Here is a 17,060-nt window from a genome sequence, read left to right on the forward strand (position 1 = left end):
CCTATCGGCTTTCAGTGAATAATTCGCGGCCAATTAGCATGCGGCGGATTTCAGATGTACCTGCGCCAATTTCATATAGTTTTGCATCACGTAATAAACGACCTGTCGCATATTCGTTGATATAACCATTACCACCTAAGATTTGGATAGCATCAAGCGCCATTTTAGTCGCAAGCTCTGCCGCATATAAAATCGCACCAGCAGCATCTTTACGTGTTGTTTCACCGCGGTCACAGGCACGCGCTACCGTGTAAACGTATGAACGAGCTGCATTCATTTGCGTGTACATGTCAGCGATTTTGCCTTGAATAAGCTGGAATTGACCAATTGGGCTATCAAATTGCTTACGCTCATGAATATAAGGAACAACAATGTCCATACATGCTTGCATAATGCCAAGCGGGCCAGCTGCTAGTACAACACGCTCATAATCAAGACCACTCATAAGTACTTTTACGCCTTCGTTTAAGTTACCTAGAATGTTTTCTGCTGGTACTTCACAGTTTTCGAACACTAATTCACAGGTGTTAGAGCCGCGCATACCAAGCTTGTCTAGCTTTTGCGCTGTTGAGAATCCAGGCGTGTTACGCTCTACGATGAAAGCTGTAATCCCTTTAGGGCCGGCATTTAAGTCTGTTTTTGCATAGATAACAAAGGTATCGGCATCTGGACCATTAGTGATCCACATCTTGTTACCGTTAAGCACAAATACATCGCCTTTTTTCTCAGCTTTTAATTTCATTGAAACTACGTCAGAACCAGCATTTGGCTCACTCATCGCAAGGGCACCAATGTGCTCACCACTGATTAGCTTAGGCAGGTATTTTTCTTTTTGTGCTTGAGTACCATTACGGTTAATTTGGTTAACACATAAGTTTGAATGAGCACCATAACTTAAACCAATCGATGCACTTGCACGGCTAATTTCTTCCATTGCAATGACATGTTCAAGGTAACCAAGGCCTGCACCGCCAAATTCTTCCGGCACTGTCATACCCAATAAACCCATTTCGCCAAGCTGTGGCCAAAGTTGATTAGGGAAGGCATTGTCTAAATCTGTTTGTTCCGCAAGCGGGGCAATTTCTTGGCTAGCAAAGCTATTAACGTGATCGCGGATCATGTCTGCTGTTTCGCCAAGTCCGAAGTTCATTTCTTTGTATAGTGAAATAGTGCTCATAATGTGTGTTCCTGTGAGAGTCTGTTGACGAGATTGTTGTCAGGTTATTCGTCTAAATTATTAAGGGTTTCACGACAGCGACGTTCTGCTGTAACCAATTCCATCAGTACGACTTTAATGTCGTCCATTTGTTGGCTTAGGTCTGCTTTTTTCTCTGCGATAAGGTCAAGCATAGTCACTAGCTGCTTAGCGCTTGATTTATCTGCGTCGTACAGTTCAAACAAACGGCCCGTTTCAGCCAAGGTAAAACCTAAGCGTTTACCGCGTAGAATAAGTTTTAGCCTTACTTTGTCGCGTTTTGAATAAATACGGGTTTGACCATTGCGATCAGGTGAGATCAGCCCTTGGTCTTCATAAAAGCGGATAGAGCGGGTTGTAATATCAAATTCTTTTGCTAGTTCGCTGATACTAAACGTTTGCTCATTGCTAGCAGGTTCAACTGCTGCGCTTTCGAAGTTTGTTTGATTGTCTTGTTTCATGATTTATTTACCTCATTCGAATAACACCAATATAAGTGAAGTTTACGTAAAGGTAAAGGGTGATTTGGGGGTTATACTTTAGACTTATAAAGATAACTGGTTGGATTTGTTGAAAAGCCTAATTTATCTAGCCTTGTAAGCAGATGTTCGATTTTTAATACAACAAAATACAGATAAGTTTACAGTTTTAGCGACCGCAAAAAAGTTGATTTTAGATTTACGTTGGCGTAAACGTAAATATTATGTATGCTGAATTAAATCGAATTTAAACTATAACAAATTAACTGTTTGGTTACACATGATTTGAACACATGATGATAACCACTTACATGGAGCCAATTATGACTACTGAAGCCGTTGTTATTGTTGCCGCAAAACGTACCCCTATGGGGGGTTTTATGGGCGCACTAAGTGGTGCACACGCAACTGATTTAGGTGCTACAGCTATTAAAAGTAGCTTAGAGCAAGCCGGTTTATCAGCCGATAAGATTGATGAAGTAATTATGGGTTGTGTATTACCAGCTGGTCTTGGTCAAGCACCTGCGCGCCAAGCGATGTTAAAAGCGGGCCTTAATCAAGGTACTGGTGCAACAACAATTAATAAAGTGTGTGGCTCTGGCTTAAAGGCTGCGATGTTTGCCCATGACTTAATTAAATCAGGCTCTATCAACTCAGCGGTTGCTGGTGGCATGGAGAGCATGAGCAACGCGCCTTATATGTTACCGAATGCACGTTCAGGTATGCGTATGGGTCATGGTGAAGTAAAAGATCACATGATGTGTGATGGCCTTGAAGATGCTTACGATAACAAAGCAATGGGTTGTTTTGCTCAAGACACTGCTGATCAGTATTCAATTGGTCGTGAACAAATGGATAATTTTGCACTTAGCTCACTGACTAAAGCAAACAGCGCGATTGAAACCGGCGCATTTGCGAACGAGATTGCAGCGCATACTATTTCTACGCGTAAAGGTGATGTGACTGTTGCGATTGATGAGCAACCAGGTAATGCACGTCCTGATAAAATCCCTGGTTTACGTCCTGCATTCAAAAAAGACGGCACTATCACAGCTGCAAACTCTTCATCAATTTCTGATGGTGCAGCAGCGCTTGTGTTAATGCGTGAATCAGATGCTAAAGCACAAGGTTTAACACCACTTTGTCGTATCGTTGCTCACAGCACACATTCACAAGCACCTAGCGAATTTACGCTAGCACCGGTTGGCGCTATGCAATCGCTTTTAGAAAAAGCAGGTTGGTCTGTTAATGATGTTGATTTATGGGAAATCAATGAAGCCTTTGCGATGGTGACTATGCTTGCAATTAACGAGTTAAAACTTGATGAAAGCAAAGTAAATGTCAATGGCGGTGCCTGTGCACTCGGCCACCCAATTGGTGCCAGTGGCGCGCGTATCTTAGTAACGTTAATTCATGCATTAAAGAATCGTGGTCTTAGCAAAGGTGTTGCCTCACTGTGTATCGGTGGTGGTGAAGCTGTTGCTATGGCAGTCGAAGCAATTTAATTACGTTTTCGAACTTAATCTCTCACAGCCGCAACGTATTTTAAAAACTATCATGTTGCGGCCTCTTTATACCCACTGGGGAGGAGTGCCTCATGCACCAAGTACCTTTATTTATCAACGGCGAATTTACCCAATCAAGTTCAACGCAGCTGATTGATGTTATCAATCCTGCAAACCAAGAAGTGTTAGCTCAAGTTCCGTGTGCAACGGATGCAGAAATGAATGCAGCCATTGAATCTGCAAAAGAAACTTTTAAAACTTGGAAAGAAGTACCTATCTCTGAGCGTGCGCGCATTATGATGAAATACGCTGCACTGTTAAAAGAAAACCATGATGAGCTTGCGACGATTATTTGTCATGAGCTGGGTAAAACATTTGAAGATGCCAAAGGTGATGTTTGGCGTGGTATTGAAGTTGTTGAGCAAGCAGCCAATGCACCATCATTAATGATGGGCGAAACAATGGAAAACGTAGCCCGTAAAATCGATACTTACTCTTACATGCAGCCACTAGGTGTATGTGCGGGTATTACGCCATTTAACTTCCCTGCGATGATCCCATTATGGATGTTCCCACTGGCTATTGTGTGTGGTAACACCTTTATTCTGAAACCATCAGAGCAAGATCCATTAACACCAATGCGTTTAGCTGAACTATTTGTTGAAGCGGGTGCACCAAAAGGGGTGTTACAAGTTGTGCATGGAACAAAACCTCAAGTTGACCGTTTATTAGAAGATCCAGCAGTGCGCGCTATTTCATTTGTTGGTTCGTGTGGTGTTGGTGAATACATCTATTCAAAAGGCACTGCAAATCTTAAGCGTGTACAAGCCTGTGTAGGTGCAAAAAACCATATGGTTATTATGCCTGATGCGAGTAAAGCGCATGTTGTTAATAACTTAGTTGGCGCGTCAGTAGGTGCTGCAGGTCAGCGTTGTATGGGTATTTCGGTTGCTGTGTTTGTTGGTCAAGCAAAAGACTGGGTTGATGAAATTAAAGCAGGCTTTGAAAACGTACGCCCTGGTGTATGGGATGATGCTAACGCGGCTTACGGCCCACAAACATCAAAAGCAGCTAAAGATCGTATTTTATCACTTATCGCAAGTGGTAAAGCACAAGGTGCAACGTGCTTAATTGATGGCTCTGACTTTACTGTTGAAGGTTACGAGCAAGGTAACTGGGTTGGTCCAACGCTATTTACTGATGTAACAACCGAGATGGATTTATACAAAGAAGAGATCTTTGGTCCTGTATTGGCTTGTATGTTTGTAGATACTCTTGAGGAGGCGATTGAGCTTATCAATAACTCGCCGTACGGTAACGGTACTTCGTTATTCACATCAAGCGGCGCTGCTGCACGTAAATTCCAACATGAAATCGAAGTAGGTCAAGTTGGTATCAATGTGCCAATTCCTGTGCCACTACCGTTTTTCTCTTTCACAGGTTGGAAAGGCTCATTCTACGGTGATCAACACACCTATGGTAAGCAAGGTATTCGTTTTTACACAGAAACGAAAACAATTACTTCACGTTGGTTCGAGGATGATATCGCCTCAGGTCCTAACATGAGTATCAACCTTAAATAAGCCGTAATTAATTTACTGCTGAGCGAGCACACGCTCGCTCAAAGAACACACATTTAAACGACAACAATCGTTATTCACACAAGAATAAGACAACAAAATAGAGGTCTACTATGGACTTTAATTTAACCGAAGATCAGCAAGCGTTTGCTGAAACAGCCCGTCAGTTTGCAGAGTCTGAACTTGCTCCATACGCAGCTAAGTGGGACCAAGAACACATTTTCCCTAAAGACACGATAAAAGCAGCCGGTGAGCTTGGCTTTTGTGGTTTATATACCCCAGAAGAAGCGGGTGGCTTAGGTTTATCTCGCCTAGATTCAAGCATTATTTTTGAACAGCTTGCCATGGGTTGTACAGCAACGACCGCTATGTTGACCATTCATAATATGGCAACGTGGATGATTGCAAGCTTTGGTACTGATGAAGTTAAAGCTCAGTACTGTGAGCAATTAGTGATGGGTGAGTTACTTGCTTCTTATTGTTTAACAGAGCCTGGCTCTGGCTCTGATGCGGCATCGCTAAAAACCAAAGCAGTAAAAGAGGGCGATGAGTATGTGATCTCAGGCTCTAAGATGTTTATCTCGGGTGCTGGTGAAACTGACTTACTCGTTGTTATGGCTCGCACTGGTGGCGAAGGCGCAGCAGGTATTTCGGCTTTTGTTGTTCCTGCTGACGCAGCGGGTATTGAATACGGTAAAGCTGAAGAAAAAATGGGCTGGAATGCCCAGCCAACACGCTTAATTAGTTTTGAAGGTGTAAGAGTTCCTGCGTCTAACTTATTAGGCCAAGAAGGCGAAGGCTTTAAGTTTGCAATGCAAGGCTTAGACGGGGGGCGTATTAATATTGCTACCTGTTCGTTAGGTACAGCGCAAGCAGCACTTAACACCGCACGCGAATACTTAAAAGAACGTGAGCAATTTGGTAAGCCATTAGCTGCTTTCCAAGCATTACAGTTCAAAATTGCCGATATGAACACAGAACTTGTTGCTGCTCGTCAAATGGTGCGCTTAGCCGCATTTAAATTAGATACCGGTGATAGCGAAAAAAACACTTATTGTGCAATGGCAAAACGTTTTGCAACAGATGTTGGTTTTAAAGTCTGTGATGATGCACTGCAAATTCACGGTGGTTACGGTTACATCAAAGAATACCCATTAGAGCGTCATTTTAGAGACGTACGTGTGCATCAAATACTTGAAGGCACAAACGAAATCATGCGTGTGATTATCGCACGTCGTATCTTAGCCGAGTCAGCTGGCGACATTCTATAAGGAGCATACTATGTCTAATCCATCGATTGAATTAAATATTGAAGGTAACGTAGCGGTTTTAACCATGAACAACCCGCCAGCGAATACCTGGACACAAGATACATTAACAGCACTTAAAGAGACTGTGACTGAGCTAAATGCCAACAAAAATGTGTATGCATTAGTGATAACAGGTCAAGGTGAAAAGTTCTTTAGCGCTGGTGCCGATTTAAACGTGTTTGCCAGTGGTGACAAAGGTGTAGCTGCAACTATGTCAAAAGTGTTTGGTGATGCATTTGAAGCACTAACCAATTTCCGTGGCGTATCAATCGCGGCAATTAATGGTTATGCCATGGGCGGCGGCCTTGAAGTTGCACTTGCTTGTGACATTCGTATTGCCGAAGAGCAAGCACAAATGGCATTACCAGAAGCAAAAGTTGGCTTACTGCCATGTGCTGGTGGTACGCAAAATCTTGCATGGCTTGTAGGTGAAGGCTGGGCAAAACGCATGATCTTATGTGGCGAGCGCCTAAAAGCAGACAAAGCACGCGAGATAGGCCTTGTTGAAGAAGTGGTTGGCGCTGGTGAAAGTTTAGCTGCGGCAATGAAACTTGCTAAGCAAGTTGGCGAGCAAAGTCCGGTTGCTGTTACTGCATGTAAAGAGCTTATTCAAAAAGGTCGTACACAACCGATGGCTCATGCATTGCCACTAGAGCGTGAGTTATTTGTACAATTATTTGATACGCAAGACCAAAAAGAAGGTGTGAATGCGTTCTTAGAAAAGCGTAAAGCTAATTGGGTAAATGGCTAATGACTAATGTAACACTACTAAATCATCAAGATGCGCCTGTGGTGTTTGAAACTGCTGAGGCCGCAAGTGGCCTCATTGCAATTGCTACACTCAATGCGCCAAAATCGTTAAACGCCTTAAATTACGACATGATCCAACTGCTTGAGCCTCAGCTTAGAAAATGGGCTGAAGATGACACTGTTGCCATGGTTATTTTAAAAGGTGCTGGCGAAAAAGCATTTTGTGCCGGTGGCGATGTAGTAAGCCTGCATAAAGCAATGAGCACGGGTGAGCCAGCTAATTACATCGAAGATTTTTTTACCCTTGAGTATAAATTAGACTATCTGATTCATTGCTATGAAAAACCAATTTTACTTTGGGGTAATGGCATTGTTATGGGTGGCGGCTTAGGTTTAATGGCAGGGGCAAGTCACCGCGTGGTAACAGAAACCTCTCGTATTGCAATGCCTGAGCTTACCATTGGTTTATACCCTGATGTTGGTGGCAGTTATTTCTTACATAAAATGCCTGAGCAAGTTGGTCTATTTTTAGGATTAACTGCAGCGTCTATCAATGCTGAAGATGCATTGTTTGTAAATCTTGCTGATCACTATGCAACTGCCGATAAATATGATGCTATGTTAACGGCTATCACTGATGAAAAGTGGGGCAAAACGGCTTCATTAAACCACGAAAAGCTGACTAAAATTTTAATCTCAATCGATAATATTTCAGGCCGTGTACCTAAAGGAAACGTAAAGGATAATCTTGAGGTTATTCAAAAGTTGGCTGAATTTGACTCATTGCAGGGCAAAATCGACTACATCCAAGGTTTAGATACCGAAGACAAATGGCTCACACGTGCGCAAAAGTCATTAGCGCATGGTTGTCCGCTTAGTTGTGCGCTGGTTGAACGTCAATTAGCAAACTCAAAAGAGATGACATTAGCACAGTGCTTCAAAATGGAACTAGGCATGTCGGTACGCTGTGGCGAAGTAGGCGAGTTCCAAGAAGGGGTCCGTGCGCTATTAATCGATAAAGACGGTGCACCTAACTGGCAGTTTAAATCGCTTAGCGATATCGACGAAGCAGTTGTAGATAGCTTCTTTACACCACGCTGGGATGAGCAAACTCATCCACTCAATTCGTTAACTTCATCTTAAGTCCAAGGGGTAAACAAATGGCTAAATTAACAATAGGATTTATTGGTTTAGGCAACATGGGTGGCCCGATGGCGGCAAACCTTGTTAATGCGGGTCACACAGTTCGTGTGTTTGACTTAAATAAAACAGCAGTAAGTGAACTTGCCGATAAAGGTGCACTTGCTGCAAATGATGCGGCTGAGTGTGCCATTGGTGCAGATATATTTATCAGTATGCTTCCGGCAAGCAAGCATGTTAAGTCGCTTTACTTAGGTGAAACGGGTCTTATCAACTTACTTGATAGCAAAACCTTAGTCATTGACTGCTCAACCATTGACGCAGAGTCAGCGCGTCAGGTGGGCAGCGAACTTGCTCAAAAAGGCATTGATTTTGTTGATGCGCCGGTATCAGGTGGTGTTGCTGGTGCAACAGCAGGCACTTTAACCTTTATCGTTGGTGGTGAGCAAAGCCACTTTGAAAAAGCTAAGCTTGCTTTAGTTGATATGGGTAAAAACATCTTCCATGCTGGTGATATTGGCGCTGGCCAAGTGGCAAAAATCTGTAACAACATGCTACTGAGCATTTTAATGGCAGGTACCAGTGAAGCCCTGCAAATGGGTATTAACAATGGGCTCGACCCAAAAGTGTTAAGTGACATCATGACCGCAAGCTCTGGCCGTAACTGGACACTTGAACTTTACAACCCATGCCCAGGTGTAATGGAAACGGCACCAGCAAGTAATGATTACAAACCGGGCTTTATGGTTGATTTAATGGCGAAAGATTTAGGCCTTGCTATGGAAGCGGCTCAACAAAGTAATTCATCTACCCCAATGGGGTCAATGGCGAAGAATTTATACACTATGCTTCAGCATCAAGGTGCAGGTAGTGATGATTTTAGCGCTATTTTTAAATTATTCTCGAAGTAGGAGTTTGTTGTGGAAATTAAAAACAACAACATCGTAATTACAGGTGGTGCGCAAGGTTTAGGCTTTGCGATGGCCGAAAAATTTGCATCACTTGGTGCTAACATTGCACTTATCGATATGCAACAAGACGTACTTGATACTGCAGTATCTGCACTTTCTAAACATGGCACAAAAGTGATGGCTTATGCTGCCAATGTGACCGATGAAGACGCTGTTGTAGCAACGTTTAATACTATTAACAAAGACTTTGGCCATATCGGTGTGTTAATTAACAATGCAGGTATCTTACGCGATGGTATGTTTATTAAAGCGAAAGAAGGTAAAGTGGTTGATAAAATGTCGTTGGCTCAGTTTCAATCAGTGATTGATGTGAATCTTACCGGTGTATTTTTAGCAGGCCGTGAAGCTGCGAGCCACATGATTGAGTCAGGCAAAGGTGGCGTTATCGTTAATATGTCTAGCGTTGCACGCGCTGGTAACATAGGCCAAACAAACTATGCTGCATCTAAAGCCGGTGTTGTTGCGATGACAACAGGTTGGGCGAAAGAGTTAGGTCGCTTTAATATTCGTGTTGGTGCAATCGCACCGGGTGTTATCCGCACTGCGATGACAGATGCAATGAAACCAGAAGCAAAACAACGCATGATGGCGGTAACGCCTGTCGGTCGTTTTGGTGAAGCTGAAGAAATAGCTCAAACAGCACAATACATTGTAGAGAATGATTTCTTTACGGGTCGTGTTGTTGAAATTGATGGCGGTATTCGCCTTTAATTTTAAATGGTAACCCTTTACCCATTGAAAGTACCAAAACGGTAAGCCTAGCTTGCCGTTTTTTATTTTTAAAGTATCTTAACTTCATAATTATAAGGAGATTTTTTATGAACACTCATGGCATTACAGTATCAATGAGCAAGGGAATTAAAGCTAACTTCAAACTGGGTGAACATTTAATTGAATACTGGGGTTCTGCTTACTCAGGTAAAGAAGTTCTGAAAGTAGACGGTGAATTAATAGCAGAATCACGTAACTTTAAAACAAAATCTGTTCATGAGTTTAATATTGATGGTAAATCCTGTCAGTTGTGTATAAGCGTTAAACCCTTCTTCAAGTTCTCAGCTGTTATATCATTAGAGTGTGAAGGTGAATTAGTACAACGCTACAGACTCACATACGGTAAAACACGAAAAGTCGCTTGGTATTTCAGGTATCTCGATCTCTTAGCATTTTTTGTTTTGGGATGGATATTCATGGCAGAAGTCATATCACTCAACGAGCTTATTTTACTTGCTGGCGCCATCTTAATTTTTTCAGAATTAGTCTTTAAAAATCATGGCTGGATCATCGAAGAGCAAAAGCCTTGTAATTAACTGTCTAGCATTCAATAATTAAGCGGTTAAATGCCGCTTAACTTTGAGAGATGCAGTGAATCCCAAACAAATCCGCAATTTTTATATCAATGAAGAACAGTCTGTTTACTTGCTGTCTCACCATGATGCTAAAAAGCACCGCCAATGGCTTAACATTTGTATTAAACAACTGACCTTGCTTGGTTACAGTGACGTTGAATTGATTGGTTCTGGAGCGTTTGGATTTGTTTTTGCGGGTGTTGATGATGAAGGCTTACCATGGGTATTTAAGTTTTCACGTATAACCCTTGCACAAAGTGTACGTGATCGCCTAGAAGACGAAGCCTACATGCTTTCGCAAGTTAATAACCCGCTCGTGCCAAAATTTTATGCTTTTGAGCGCATTAAAAAGCAAGGTATTTTAATGATGGAGCGCGCTCTAGGTGAAGACTTAGAAAAAATATCCATCAAACAGGGGCGTTTTAGTGCAGCAAAAGTCATGGCGCTGGCTCTTAGGCTACGCAATGTGCTTGTAGATTTGCGTGAACACAAAAATGGTCTAAGTCCACAGCCAATTGTGCATGGCGATATTAAACCCTCTAATATTGTTTATGATGAACAAACCAATAAATTGTCGTTGGTAGACTGGGGCAGCTCTGTTTATGCACAAATAGACGCTGAAGGGAATCCGGTTGCCAGCAATTTTATGGATCTTATGTCTGCTGATATAAGCACCACGAATGCACGTATGGGTGATGTGTATTTTATTGGTGACGAGCAAATGTCAGGTGGACAATCATCGCCACGATTTGATGAACAAGGTGTTGCCTCAACCCTTTATGCATTAGCCTCAGCTCAATCTTGCCGATTTGGTGCAGCGGTTATTCCGGCTACAAGCTTAAATTTACCTATGGAGCTTGCCCGAGTCATTGATGGTATGCTTTCAAAAAATAAGGCCACTCGCGATGGGGCGGGTGATTATTTTATGCGTAATATGCCTACAATGGCTAAAGCTTACCTACCTGAGCTACCTCGTAAAGTCATTCGCCCTTATATTCCTTATTGGTTTAGTGAGTTTGATGAGCACCCAGATACGGTGGTTTACAGCTCACGTAAGCAATTTTTAAGGCAAGCCGACCATAATCAACAATTACTTGATGTAAATGACGCTCAGCTCGATAGATACTACAAAGAGTTTTTATTTGATACCGGCGACACCGAAAAAGCTTTTCTGGCATCAATAAGCCGTTTAGCTAAATACCCGGTAGTAGGGGGCTTGAGCTTTCATTGGAAAGAAAACTCCCTGTTTGTTGAGTCTTCACTTATTCTGCATGATGAAACACTTGGCACTGCGTTTACCGATGCCATAAACAACACTGTGATGTTGGCGCAGGGAATTGAACAAAAAGGTCTCTTTAAATGTTGCCTGTTTGATGCACGTAAAACCATTCAGCTGGAACGGGATGGCACCGGTGCATTTAAGTTTGAGCATTTACCTGAGCTTGATTATGAAGTAATGGATTTACAAGCCTCAGACGTAACCAGACCGCATTCTTACTTTGAAGATGGTAAAGACCCTGATGAGCAGTTACAGCTCCCGAAAAAGGTCATTAAGTGCGTATTTGAGCTAAACCAAATACACCATACTGGCTGTATCATTTTTGAAGCCTTACCTGATAGGATGAAAATACATCATTACTATCGTTTGCTTGATGCCAGTAAAGAGCCTGAATTTAAACGCTTATTAAGCAAGCTTATGCAATATGCTGTCAATATCACTGATGTCGGTGTGGCAGGCTTTATGAAGCTACCTTACAAAAATACCCGTGAATTTGATTTGTGCACTAAACAGCCTGATGAGTTTTATCCGCGAGATCCAAAAAGAGTGTTAGACATCTGAGCCTTCTGCCTTTGGCTTATACATCGGCTAGTGAGAAAGACAAAATTGGCAACCACCTTTTCGTTCAAAATGGGTAACTGGGCACATATCAGAATGGGATTGTAAGTAGTACTATCATTTACCATTTCCTTTTATAGGTGTTCGGTGGCTAGATTTGTGCTTTATAGAAGAAGTGGTAGACGTCAGAGGGAATCAATCTATAAAAGAGCATGATCATTCTCAGAGGTTAACTGAGCTTTAAGATAAGATAGGTTTATCTTACGAAAAAGGCAAAACAACTATAAGGGTTTGGGGATATCTTCCTAAGTGCCATGAGCTTTTTGATACAACCTAATAATTACATGTTTGAATTTATTTAAATAAAAATTACTAACAGTAATCTCAATAATAAGGAACATAACTGATGAATCAATTAACAGAGAAAAGGATTACTTGTCCTTATTGTGGTGAGCAAATAGAAATCTTGCTAGATCCAGCAGACTTGGATCAGCAGTACATCGAAGATTGTCAGGTTTGTTGTAAGCCAATAAACTTTTTAGTTTTTGAAAGCATAGATCAAGAGCTTTCAGTTACAGTATCAAGTGATGATGAAAGTAGTGGTTTTTCTAATTTTTAGAAATTAGATTGTAAGAATTCTAAGTTATGAAATATAAAACCTGCTAAATAGCAGGTTTATGAGTGAGTGACTTTTACTTATGCTCTTCAATTATCTCAGTGATCCCTTCAGCTGAGAGTATCTCTATCCAATAGCCATCTGGGTCTTTAATAAAGGCTAAGCCTTTCATTGAGCCATCGTCAGGTTTTTTAACAAACTCAACATCGTATTTTGCAAAGCGCTCGCATGCTGCGTACACGTCTGGCACGCTAATACCGATATGACCAAAGCCTTTTGGTTCATCATTACCACTGTGGTAACCAGCAAAACTGTCGTCGTTTTCTGTGCCCCAATTATGTGTAAGCTCGATAAGAGCAGGGCGGCGAAATACCCACTGTGCTTTTTCTTTATCGCTGCCTGTTGGCATGTCTTGCTCATAACCTAAAAAGTACAGCGTAAACTCCATTTTAGGGAAGTCATATTTACCCAGTAACTTCATACCTAAAACGTTTTGGTAGAAATCTAAAGATGGCTTTGGATCTTTAATTCGCAACATTGTTTGTTGCATTACGTAATCTTGCGTTGCGTTTGCGATTTGTTCAGGTGACTCGTTGTAGTTAGACATACACATCCTTTTTAATTCAAATTACTGATGATGCAATCAGTCTAACATAATCAGGTTACCCTTAAATTAATAACAAATATTATTGACGTGTTTAGGTAGCACTTCAATTCTTAACTTACTAACTCACTCATATAAAAAAACCGCCCAACAGGCGGCTCATTTCAACTTATAGCATAAAACTTACAGCTTTTGTCGATCAATTACCCCAAGGGTTACTCGCATTTGAACGCTGCTTACGTGCTCGTGCTTGCTGCTTGGCTTCTTTTTTAGCATGAATGCGTTTGGCGTCGGTAAAACTTAACTCACAAGGATCACCTGGTTTTTGATCAGCAGGGATCACACGATCGCGAGGTGGCAATTCATAGTTTACATCATCAGGGCGTGGTAAGTTTTTAAGACGATACAAATAAAAGTTTTCTACTTTTTCTTGTGCCCATTGGGTTTTACGTAAAAACTTAACCGCAGATTTAACATCAGGATTATTTTTAAAGCAGTTTAGACGCATATAGGCGTGGAGTAATTCCCAGCCATATTGTTCGACAAGCTCTGTTACGACTTGCTCGATACCAACACCTTGCAGTGGGTTGTTGCTGAAAATTTCTTTATTACTCATTAGACTGTCCGGTATTACAAAACTAGGGTAAGTATAATTGCCTTTACCCTAGTTTTATAGCTAACTTGCTAAGAATGTTTGTTTTCGAGCTTATTCTTTGCAATTAACCACAACGCGGCCGCGAATTTCACCTTTTAGTAACGCTTCTGCATTTGCTATCGCTTGTGAAAGAGGAATTTCTTGCGATATGGTATCTAGGTATTGTGTTTCAACAAGCTCGCTTAAACGCTGCCATGCTTCAATGCGGTCTTCTTTAGGACGCATTACACTATCTATACCCATAAGGCTTATACCGCGAAGGATAAACGGCGCGACTGTTGCTGGGAAGTCCATGCCTTGTGCTAAACCACACGCTGTTACAACACCACCATATTTTATTGATGCACAAACATTTGCAAGTGTGTGGCTACCTACTGAATCAATTGCACCAGCGAATTGTTCTTTAGCTAGTGGTTTGCCCGGTGACGAAAATTCATCACGCGATAAAACACGTTTTGCACCTAATTTTTCAAGGTGCTGTGCTTCATTCATGCGGCCTGTTGTAGCAACAACATCAAAGCCAAGCTTGTTTAATAAATAGATAGCAAAACTACCCACGCCACCATTACCACCAGTTACAAGGACTTCGCCACTTTGCGGCGTGATACCTTGTTTTTCTAAAGCAATAATACTTAGCATAGCTGTATAACCAGCTGTTCCTATTTGCATTGCTTGCTTTGGTGTTAAGTTAGCGGGTAGGGGGATCAGCCAATCACTACTCATTGATGCTTTTTCGCTAAGACCGCCTAGGTATTTTTCACCAACCCCAAAGCCATTTAATAATACTTTATCCCCTACTTTAAATTCATCACTGTTAGATTCGCTAACAGTGCCAGCAAGGTCGATGCCTGGGATCATTGGAAATGTTCTTACTACTGGGCCTTTACCAGTGATAGCTAAAGCGTCTTTGTAATTTAAGGTACTGTAGTCAACATCAATATTTACATCGTGCTGGTGGATATTTTCTACGGGAAAGTCTGTGTACTCGGCATGATAGCCTTGATCATCTTTGTTTATAACTACCGATTTTACTGATGTTGTCATGTTGACTCCTTTTAGACCGATCGTCTTTTAATGGTTAAAATAAAACCGTTTAAAACGGCTTTATAAAATTAAGCGTAAAAATTGTGCTGTATAAAGGGTAAGCGGTTCACTTGATTTATCAAGTTTAGAGCGCATTACTGCACCCTCCCAGCCAATCCAAAAAAATTCAGCAAGCATCTTACAATCTGATGCTTGGGGTATTTGTTTTAGCTTTTTAGCGTCAAGTAAGCACTGTTCAATTAATGCTTGCCAGCTATTGTAAGCCTTTTTGATGCGTTCAATCATGAAATCATCAAGGTAACTGAGTTCTTGGTTTAAATTGCCAATTAAGCACCCACGTGTAAATTCAAATTTTGCCATCCCTTGTTTAGCATCATTTGCAAACAGCACAATTCTCTCAAGAGGTGTTGTAGCTTCGTTTGTTAAATGGCGTTTTAACTTTGCTTGAAAATAATTGTCATAAGCATCGATGAGTGCTAAGCCAAAATCATTTTTACTTTTGAAATAATGATAAAAAGACCCTTTTGGCACTTGAGCCGATTTTAAAATTAAATCAATGCCTGTTGCGCTAAAGCCTTTTTCGGTCAATACAGCTAAGCCCGTATTAATTAATAGGGCACGAGTATCTGCATTTGAACGCGCTATTTTGGGTGGCCTGCCGCGACGGCTTGGCACTTTGCTGTGTTTTTCCATGACGAATATATTAGACCGATCGGTTTTTAATATGCAAGAATTAATTTGACTAAATTGTAATCATCATAAATTTGTCATGATTACAATTTAAATGGGAACTTTGCTAAAAAAGTGTTGGTCATAATTCAGGAGGCTAAAAAGAGCTGTATCGTGTTTAGCTGAATTTAAGTGTATTTATAGGTCGTTTTAGATGAAGAGGTACGACCACTTAGTCATTTTAAATGTTAATTCATTTGAGCATCAGCATGTTAGTTATTGTCAAACTATTTAATTGTTTTTTGCCATTTGAATTTAACAGTTTTATTAACTATTCATTAAATGTAGATGTCAATTTCGCTACATATCTATAAATATAAAAGGTGAGGATATTACCTATGAAGAGACAGAAAAGAGATCGTTTAGAAAGAGCTCATTCTCAAGGTTATAAAGCAGGCTTGGCAGGCCGTTCAAAAGAACAATGCCCTTATCAACAAATCGACCCTAAATCTGAATGGTTGGGTGGCTGGCGAGAGGCCATTGAAAACCGTAATATGTTCAAAACTTAATATAGGCACCTTATTCACGCAAAAAAGCCCTATCAAGGGGCTTTTTTGTACCTGCTATTTTGTATCTTAAATTAAAGATTAAAACGCAGATGTATCTTGGAAAAGACCTACTTTTAGATCTTTTGCTTCATAAATAACGCGGCCATCGACTTCAACAGTACCATCAGCCATACCCATGAATAATTTACGTTTAATTACACGTTTCATGTCTAATCGATAGGTTACTTTTGTAGCAGTTGGTAGGATTTGACCTGTGAACTTAACTTCACCTACACCAAGTGCACGACCAAGACCAGGACCACCTGACCAACCAAGGAAGAAACCAACTAATTGCCACATTGCATCTAGGCCTAGACAACCTGGCATTACCGGGTCACCTTTAAAGTGACAGTCGAAGAACCAAAGATCAGGGTTGATATCTAGTTCTGCAACGATCTGACCTTTACCGTGCTCACCACCGTCAGCAGTGATAGAGATAATGCGGTCCATCATTAGCATGTTGTCACTTGGTAAACGACAGTTGCCTTCACCGAACATTTCACCTTGACCACAAAGGACCAATTCTTCTTTTGTATAGCTGTTTTTAGGTTCCATAACTCTTATTCATCGCTTAGAAATTGTCCCGTACTTTAGCGTACACTTGTACGCTAAACAACTCGGAGCAGTTAATTTTTTGCTATTTTTCGCTTGTTTTATGACCATTTAATTAAAGTGTCGCTGATAAAGGTAGATAAAACCGCGCATTGTGAAGTAAAAATCATTATAATTGCTGTGATTCTTTAACCAGTCT

18 protein-coding genes are annotated in these 17,060 nt (G+C 41.1%); 11 read left to right on the forward strand and 7 right to left on the reverse strand.

Annotation, left to right across the window (positions count from 1 at the left end; genetic code table 11):
* Position 1: 1 nt before the first annotated feature.
* Positions 2-1,177, reverse strand: coding sequence for an isovaleryl-CoA dehydrogenase (locus tag EVU92_RS12280; protein WP_130051462.1), 1,176 nt, complete (start codon positions 1,175-1,177; stop codon positions 2-4).
* 44 nt (positions 1,178-1,221) lie between these two features.
* Complete coding sequence (locus EVU92_RS12285) at positions 1,222-1,656, reverse strand: MerR family DNA-binding transcriptional regulator (RefSeq protein ID WP_054553803.1); 435 nt, start codon at positions 1,654-1,656, stop codon at positions 1,222-1,224.
* 341 nt (positions 1,657-1,997) lie between these two features.
* Between EVU92_RS12285 and EVU92_RS12290 the strand changes: the two genes are divergently transcribed.
* The 10 genes from EVU92_RS12290 to EVU92_RS12335 all read left to right on the forward strand — a co-directional run bounded on the left by EVU92_RS12290 (position 1,998) and on the right by EVU92_RS12335 (position 12,732).
* Positions 1,998-3,179 (forward strand): acetyl-CoA C-acyltransferase, encoded by a 1,182-nt coding sequence (locus EVU92_RS12290; RefSeq protein ID WP_054553804.1) that lies wholly within the window; start codon positions 1,998-2,000, stop codon positions 3,177-3,179.
* A gap of 92 nt (positions 3,180-3,271) precedes the next feature.
* Positions 3,272-4,762 carry a CoA-acylating methylmalonate-semialdehyde dehydrogenase gene (locus EVU92_RS12295; protein ID WP_130051463.1) on the forward strand — a complete coding sequence of 497 codons (1,491 nt, stop codon included), beginning with the start codon at positions 3,272-3,274 and terminating at the stop codon, positions 4,760-4,762.
* A gap of 110 nt (positions 4,763-4,872) precedes the next feature.
* On the forward strand, positions 4,873-6,030 hold the full coding sequence (locus EVU92_RS12300; RefSeq protein WP_130051464.1) for an acyl-CoA dehydrogenase family protein: 1,158 nt from the start codon (positions 4,873-4,875) through the stop codon (positions 6,028-6,030).
* Positions 6,031-6,040: 10 nt separating this feature from the next.
* Positions 6,041-6,820 (forward strand): enoyl-CoA hydratase, encoded by a 780-nt coding sequence (locus tag EVU92_RS12305; protein WP_130051465.1) that lies wholly within the window; start codon positions 6,041-6,043, stop codon positions 6,818-6,820.
* Complete coding sequence (locus tag EVU92_RS12310; protein ID WP_130051466.1) at positions 6,820-7,962, forward strand: enoyl-CoA hydratase/isomerase family protein; 1,143 nt, start codon at positions 6,820-6,822, stop codon at positions 7,960-7,962. Before EVU92_RS12305 ends, EVU92_RS12310 begins: the two co-directional genes overlap by 1 nt.
* Before the next feature lie 17 nt (positions 7,963-7,979).
* Positions 7,980-8,870, forward strand: coding sequence for a 3-hydroxyisobutyrate dehydrogenase (gene mmsB / locus EVU92_RS12315; protein ID WP_130051467.1), 891 nt, complete (start codon positions 7,980-7,982; stop codon positions 8,868-8,870).
* Between the two features lie 9 nt (positions 8,871-8,879).
* On the forward strand, positions 8,880-9,641 hold the full coding sequence (locus EVU92_RS12320) for an SDR family oxidoreductase (RefSeq protein WP_130051468.1): 762 nt from the start codon (positions 8,880-8,882) through the stop codon (positions 9,639-9,641).
* 107 nt (positions 9,642-9,748) lie between these two features.
* Complete coding sequence (locus EVU92_RS12325) at positions 9,749-10,237, forward strand: hypothetical protein (protein WP_130051469.1); 489 nt, start codon at positions 9,749-9,751, stop codon at positions 10,235-10,237.
* A gap of 55 nt (positions 10,238-10,292) precedes the next feature.
* A complete protein-coding gene (locus EVU92_RS12330; protein WP_130051470.1) occupies positions 10,293-12,116 on the forward strand; it encodes a serine/threonine protein kinase in 1,824 nt (607 codons plus the stop codon).
* Positions 12,117-12,519: 403 nt separating this feature from the next.
* Complete coding sequence (locus tag EVU92_RS12335) at positions 12,520-12,732, forward strand: CPXCG motif-containing cysteine-rich protein (protein WP_130051471.1); 213 nt, start codon at positions 12,520-12,522, stop codon at positions 12,730-12,732.
* Positions 12,733-12,805: 73 nt separating this feature from the next.
* Here EVU92_RS12335 and gloA read toward each other — a convergent pair whose 3' ends face one another.
* The 4 genes from gloA to EVU92_RS12355 all read right to left on the reverse strand — a co-directional run bounded on the left by gloA (position 12,806) and on the right by EVU92_RS12355 (position 15,725).
* A complete protein-coding gene (gene gloA / locus EVU92_RS12340; protein ID WP_130051472.1) occupies positions 12,806-13,336 on the reverse strand; it encodes a lactoylglutathione lyase in 531 nt (176 codons plus the stop codon).
* 196 nt (positions 13,337-13,532) lie between these two features.
* Complete coding sequence (locus tag EVU92_RS12345) at positions 13,533-13,949, reverse strand: VF530 family DNA-binding protein (RefSeq protein ID WP_130051473.1); 417 nt, start codon at positions 13,947-13,949, stop codon at positions 13,533-13,535.
* A gap of 90 nt (positions 13,950-14,039) precedes the next feature.
* Positions 14,040-15,032 (reverse strand): MDR family oxidoreductase, encoded by a 993-nt coding sequence (locus tag EVU92_RS12350; protein ID WP_130051474.1) that lies wholly within the window; start codon positions 15,030-15,032, stop codon positions 14,040-14,042.
* 60 nt (positions 15,033-15,092) lie between these two features.
* Positions 15,093-15,725 carry a TetR/AcrR family transcriptional regulator gene (locus EVU92_RS12355; protein WP_130051475.1) on the reverse strand — a complete coding sequence of 211 codons (633 nt, stop codon included), beginning with the start codon at positions 15,723-15,725 and terminating at the stop codon, positions 15,093-15,095.
* A 374-nt stretch (positions 15,726-16,099) separates the two neighbouring features.
* Here EVU92_RS12355 and rmf point away from each other — a divergent pair, with 374 nt between their 5' ends.
* Positions 16,100-16,270: a ribosome modulation factor gene (gene rmf, locus EVU92_RS12360; protein WP_036968408.1), complete on the forward strand. Its 171-nt coding sequence runs from the start codon at positions 16,100-16,102 to the stop codon at positions 16,268-16,270.
* A 78-nt stretch (positions 16,271-16,348) separates the two neighbouring features.
* Here rmf and fabA read toward each other — a convergent pair whose 3' ends face one another.
* Positions 16,349-16,864 carry a bifunctional 3-hydroxydecanoyl-ACP dehydratase/trans-2-decenoyl-ACP isomerase gene (gene fabA, locus EVU92_RS12365; RefSeq protein WP_130051476.1) on the reverse strand — a complete coding sequence of 172 codons (516 nt, stop codon included), beginning with the start codon at positions 16,862-16,864 and terminating at the stop codon, positions 16,349-16,351.
* Positions 16,865-17,060 lie beyond the last annotated feature (196 nt).

The organism is Pseudoalteromonas sp. MEBiC 03485, assembly GCF_004195145.1.
Taxonomy (GTDB): Bacteria; Pseudomonadota; Gammaproteobacteria; order Enterobacterales; family Alteromonadaceae; genus Pseudoalteromonas; species Pseudoalteromonas apostichopi.

Coding starts and splice junctions, on each gene's coding strand:
- EVU92_RS12310 (WP_130051466.1), top strand. CDS start 6,820: ATGACTAATGTAACACTACTAAATCATCAAGATGCGCCTGTGGTGTTT.
- EVU92_RS12345 (WP_130051473.1), bottom strand. CDS start 13,949: ATGAGTAATAAAGAAATTTTCAGCAACAACCCACTGCAAGGTGTTGGT.
- EVU92_RS12350 (WP_130051474.1), bottom strand. CDS start 15,032: ATGACAACATCAGTAAAATCGGTAGTTATAAACAAAGATGATCAAGGC.
- EVU92_RS12335 (WP_130051471.1), top strand. CDS start 12,520: ATGAATCAATTAACAGAGAAAAGGATTACTTGTCCTTATTGTGGTGAG.
- rmf (WP_036968408.1), top strand. CDS start 16,100: ATGAAGAGACAGAAAAGAGATCGTTTAGAAAGAGCTCATTCTCAAGGT.
- EVU92_RS12280 (WP_130051462.1), bottom strand. CDS start 1,177: ATGAGCACTATTTCACTATACAAAGAAATGAACTTCGGACTTGGCGAA.
- EVU92_RS12300 (WP_130051464.1), top strand. CDS start 4,873: ATGGACTTTAATTTAACCGAAGATCAGCAAGCGTTTGCTGAAACAGCC.
- EVU92_RS12290 (WP_054553804.1), top strand. CDS start 1,998: ATGACTACTGAAGCCGTTGTTATTGTTGCCGCAAAACGTACCCCTATG.
- EVU92_RS12285 (WP_054553803.1), bottom strand. CDS start 1,656: ATGAAACAAGACAATCAAACAAACTTCGAAAGCGCAGCAGTTGAACCT.
- gloA (WP_130051472.1), bottom strand. CDS start 13,336: ATGTCTAACTACAACGAGTCACCTGAACAAATCGCAAACGCAACGCAA.
- fabA (WP_130051476.1), bottom strand. CDS start 16,864: ATGGAACCTAAAAACAGCTATACAAAAGAAGAATTGGTCCTTTGTGGT.
- mmsB (WP_130051467.1), top strand. CDS start 7,980: ATGGCTAAATTAACAATAGGATTTATTGGTTTAGGCAACATGGGTGGC.
- EVU92_RS12355 (WP_130051475.1), bottom strand. CDS start 15,725: ATGGAAAAACACAGCAAAGTGCCAAGCCGTCGCGGCAGGCCACCCAAA.
- EVU92_RS12305 (WP_130051465.1), top strand. CDS start 6,041: ATGTCTAATCCATCGATTGAATTAAATATTGAAGGTAACGTAGCGGTT.
- EVU92_RS12295 (WP_130051463.1), top strand. CDS start 3,272: ATGCACCAAGTACCTTTATTTATCAACGGCGAATTTACCCAATCAAGT.
- EVU92_RS12325 (WP_130051469.1), top strand. CDS start 9,749: ATGAACACTCATGGCATTACAGTATCAATGAGCAAGGGAATTAAAGCT.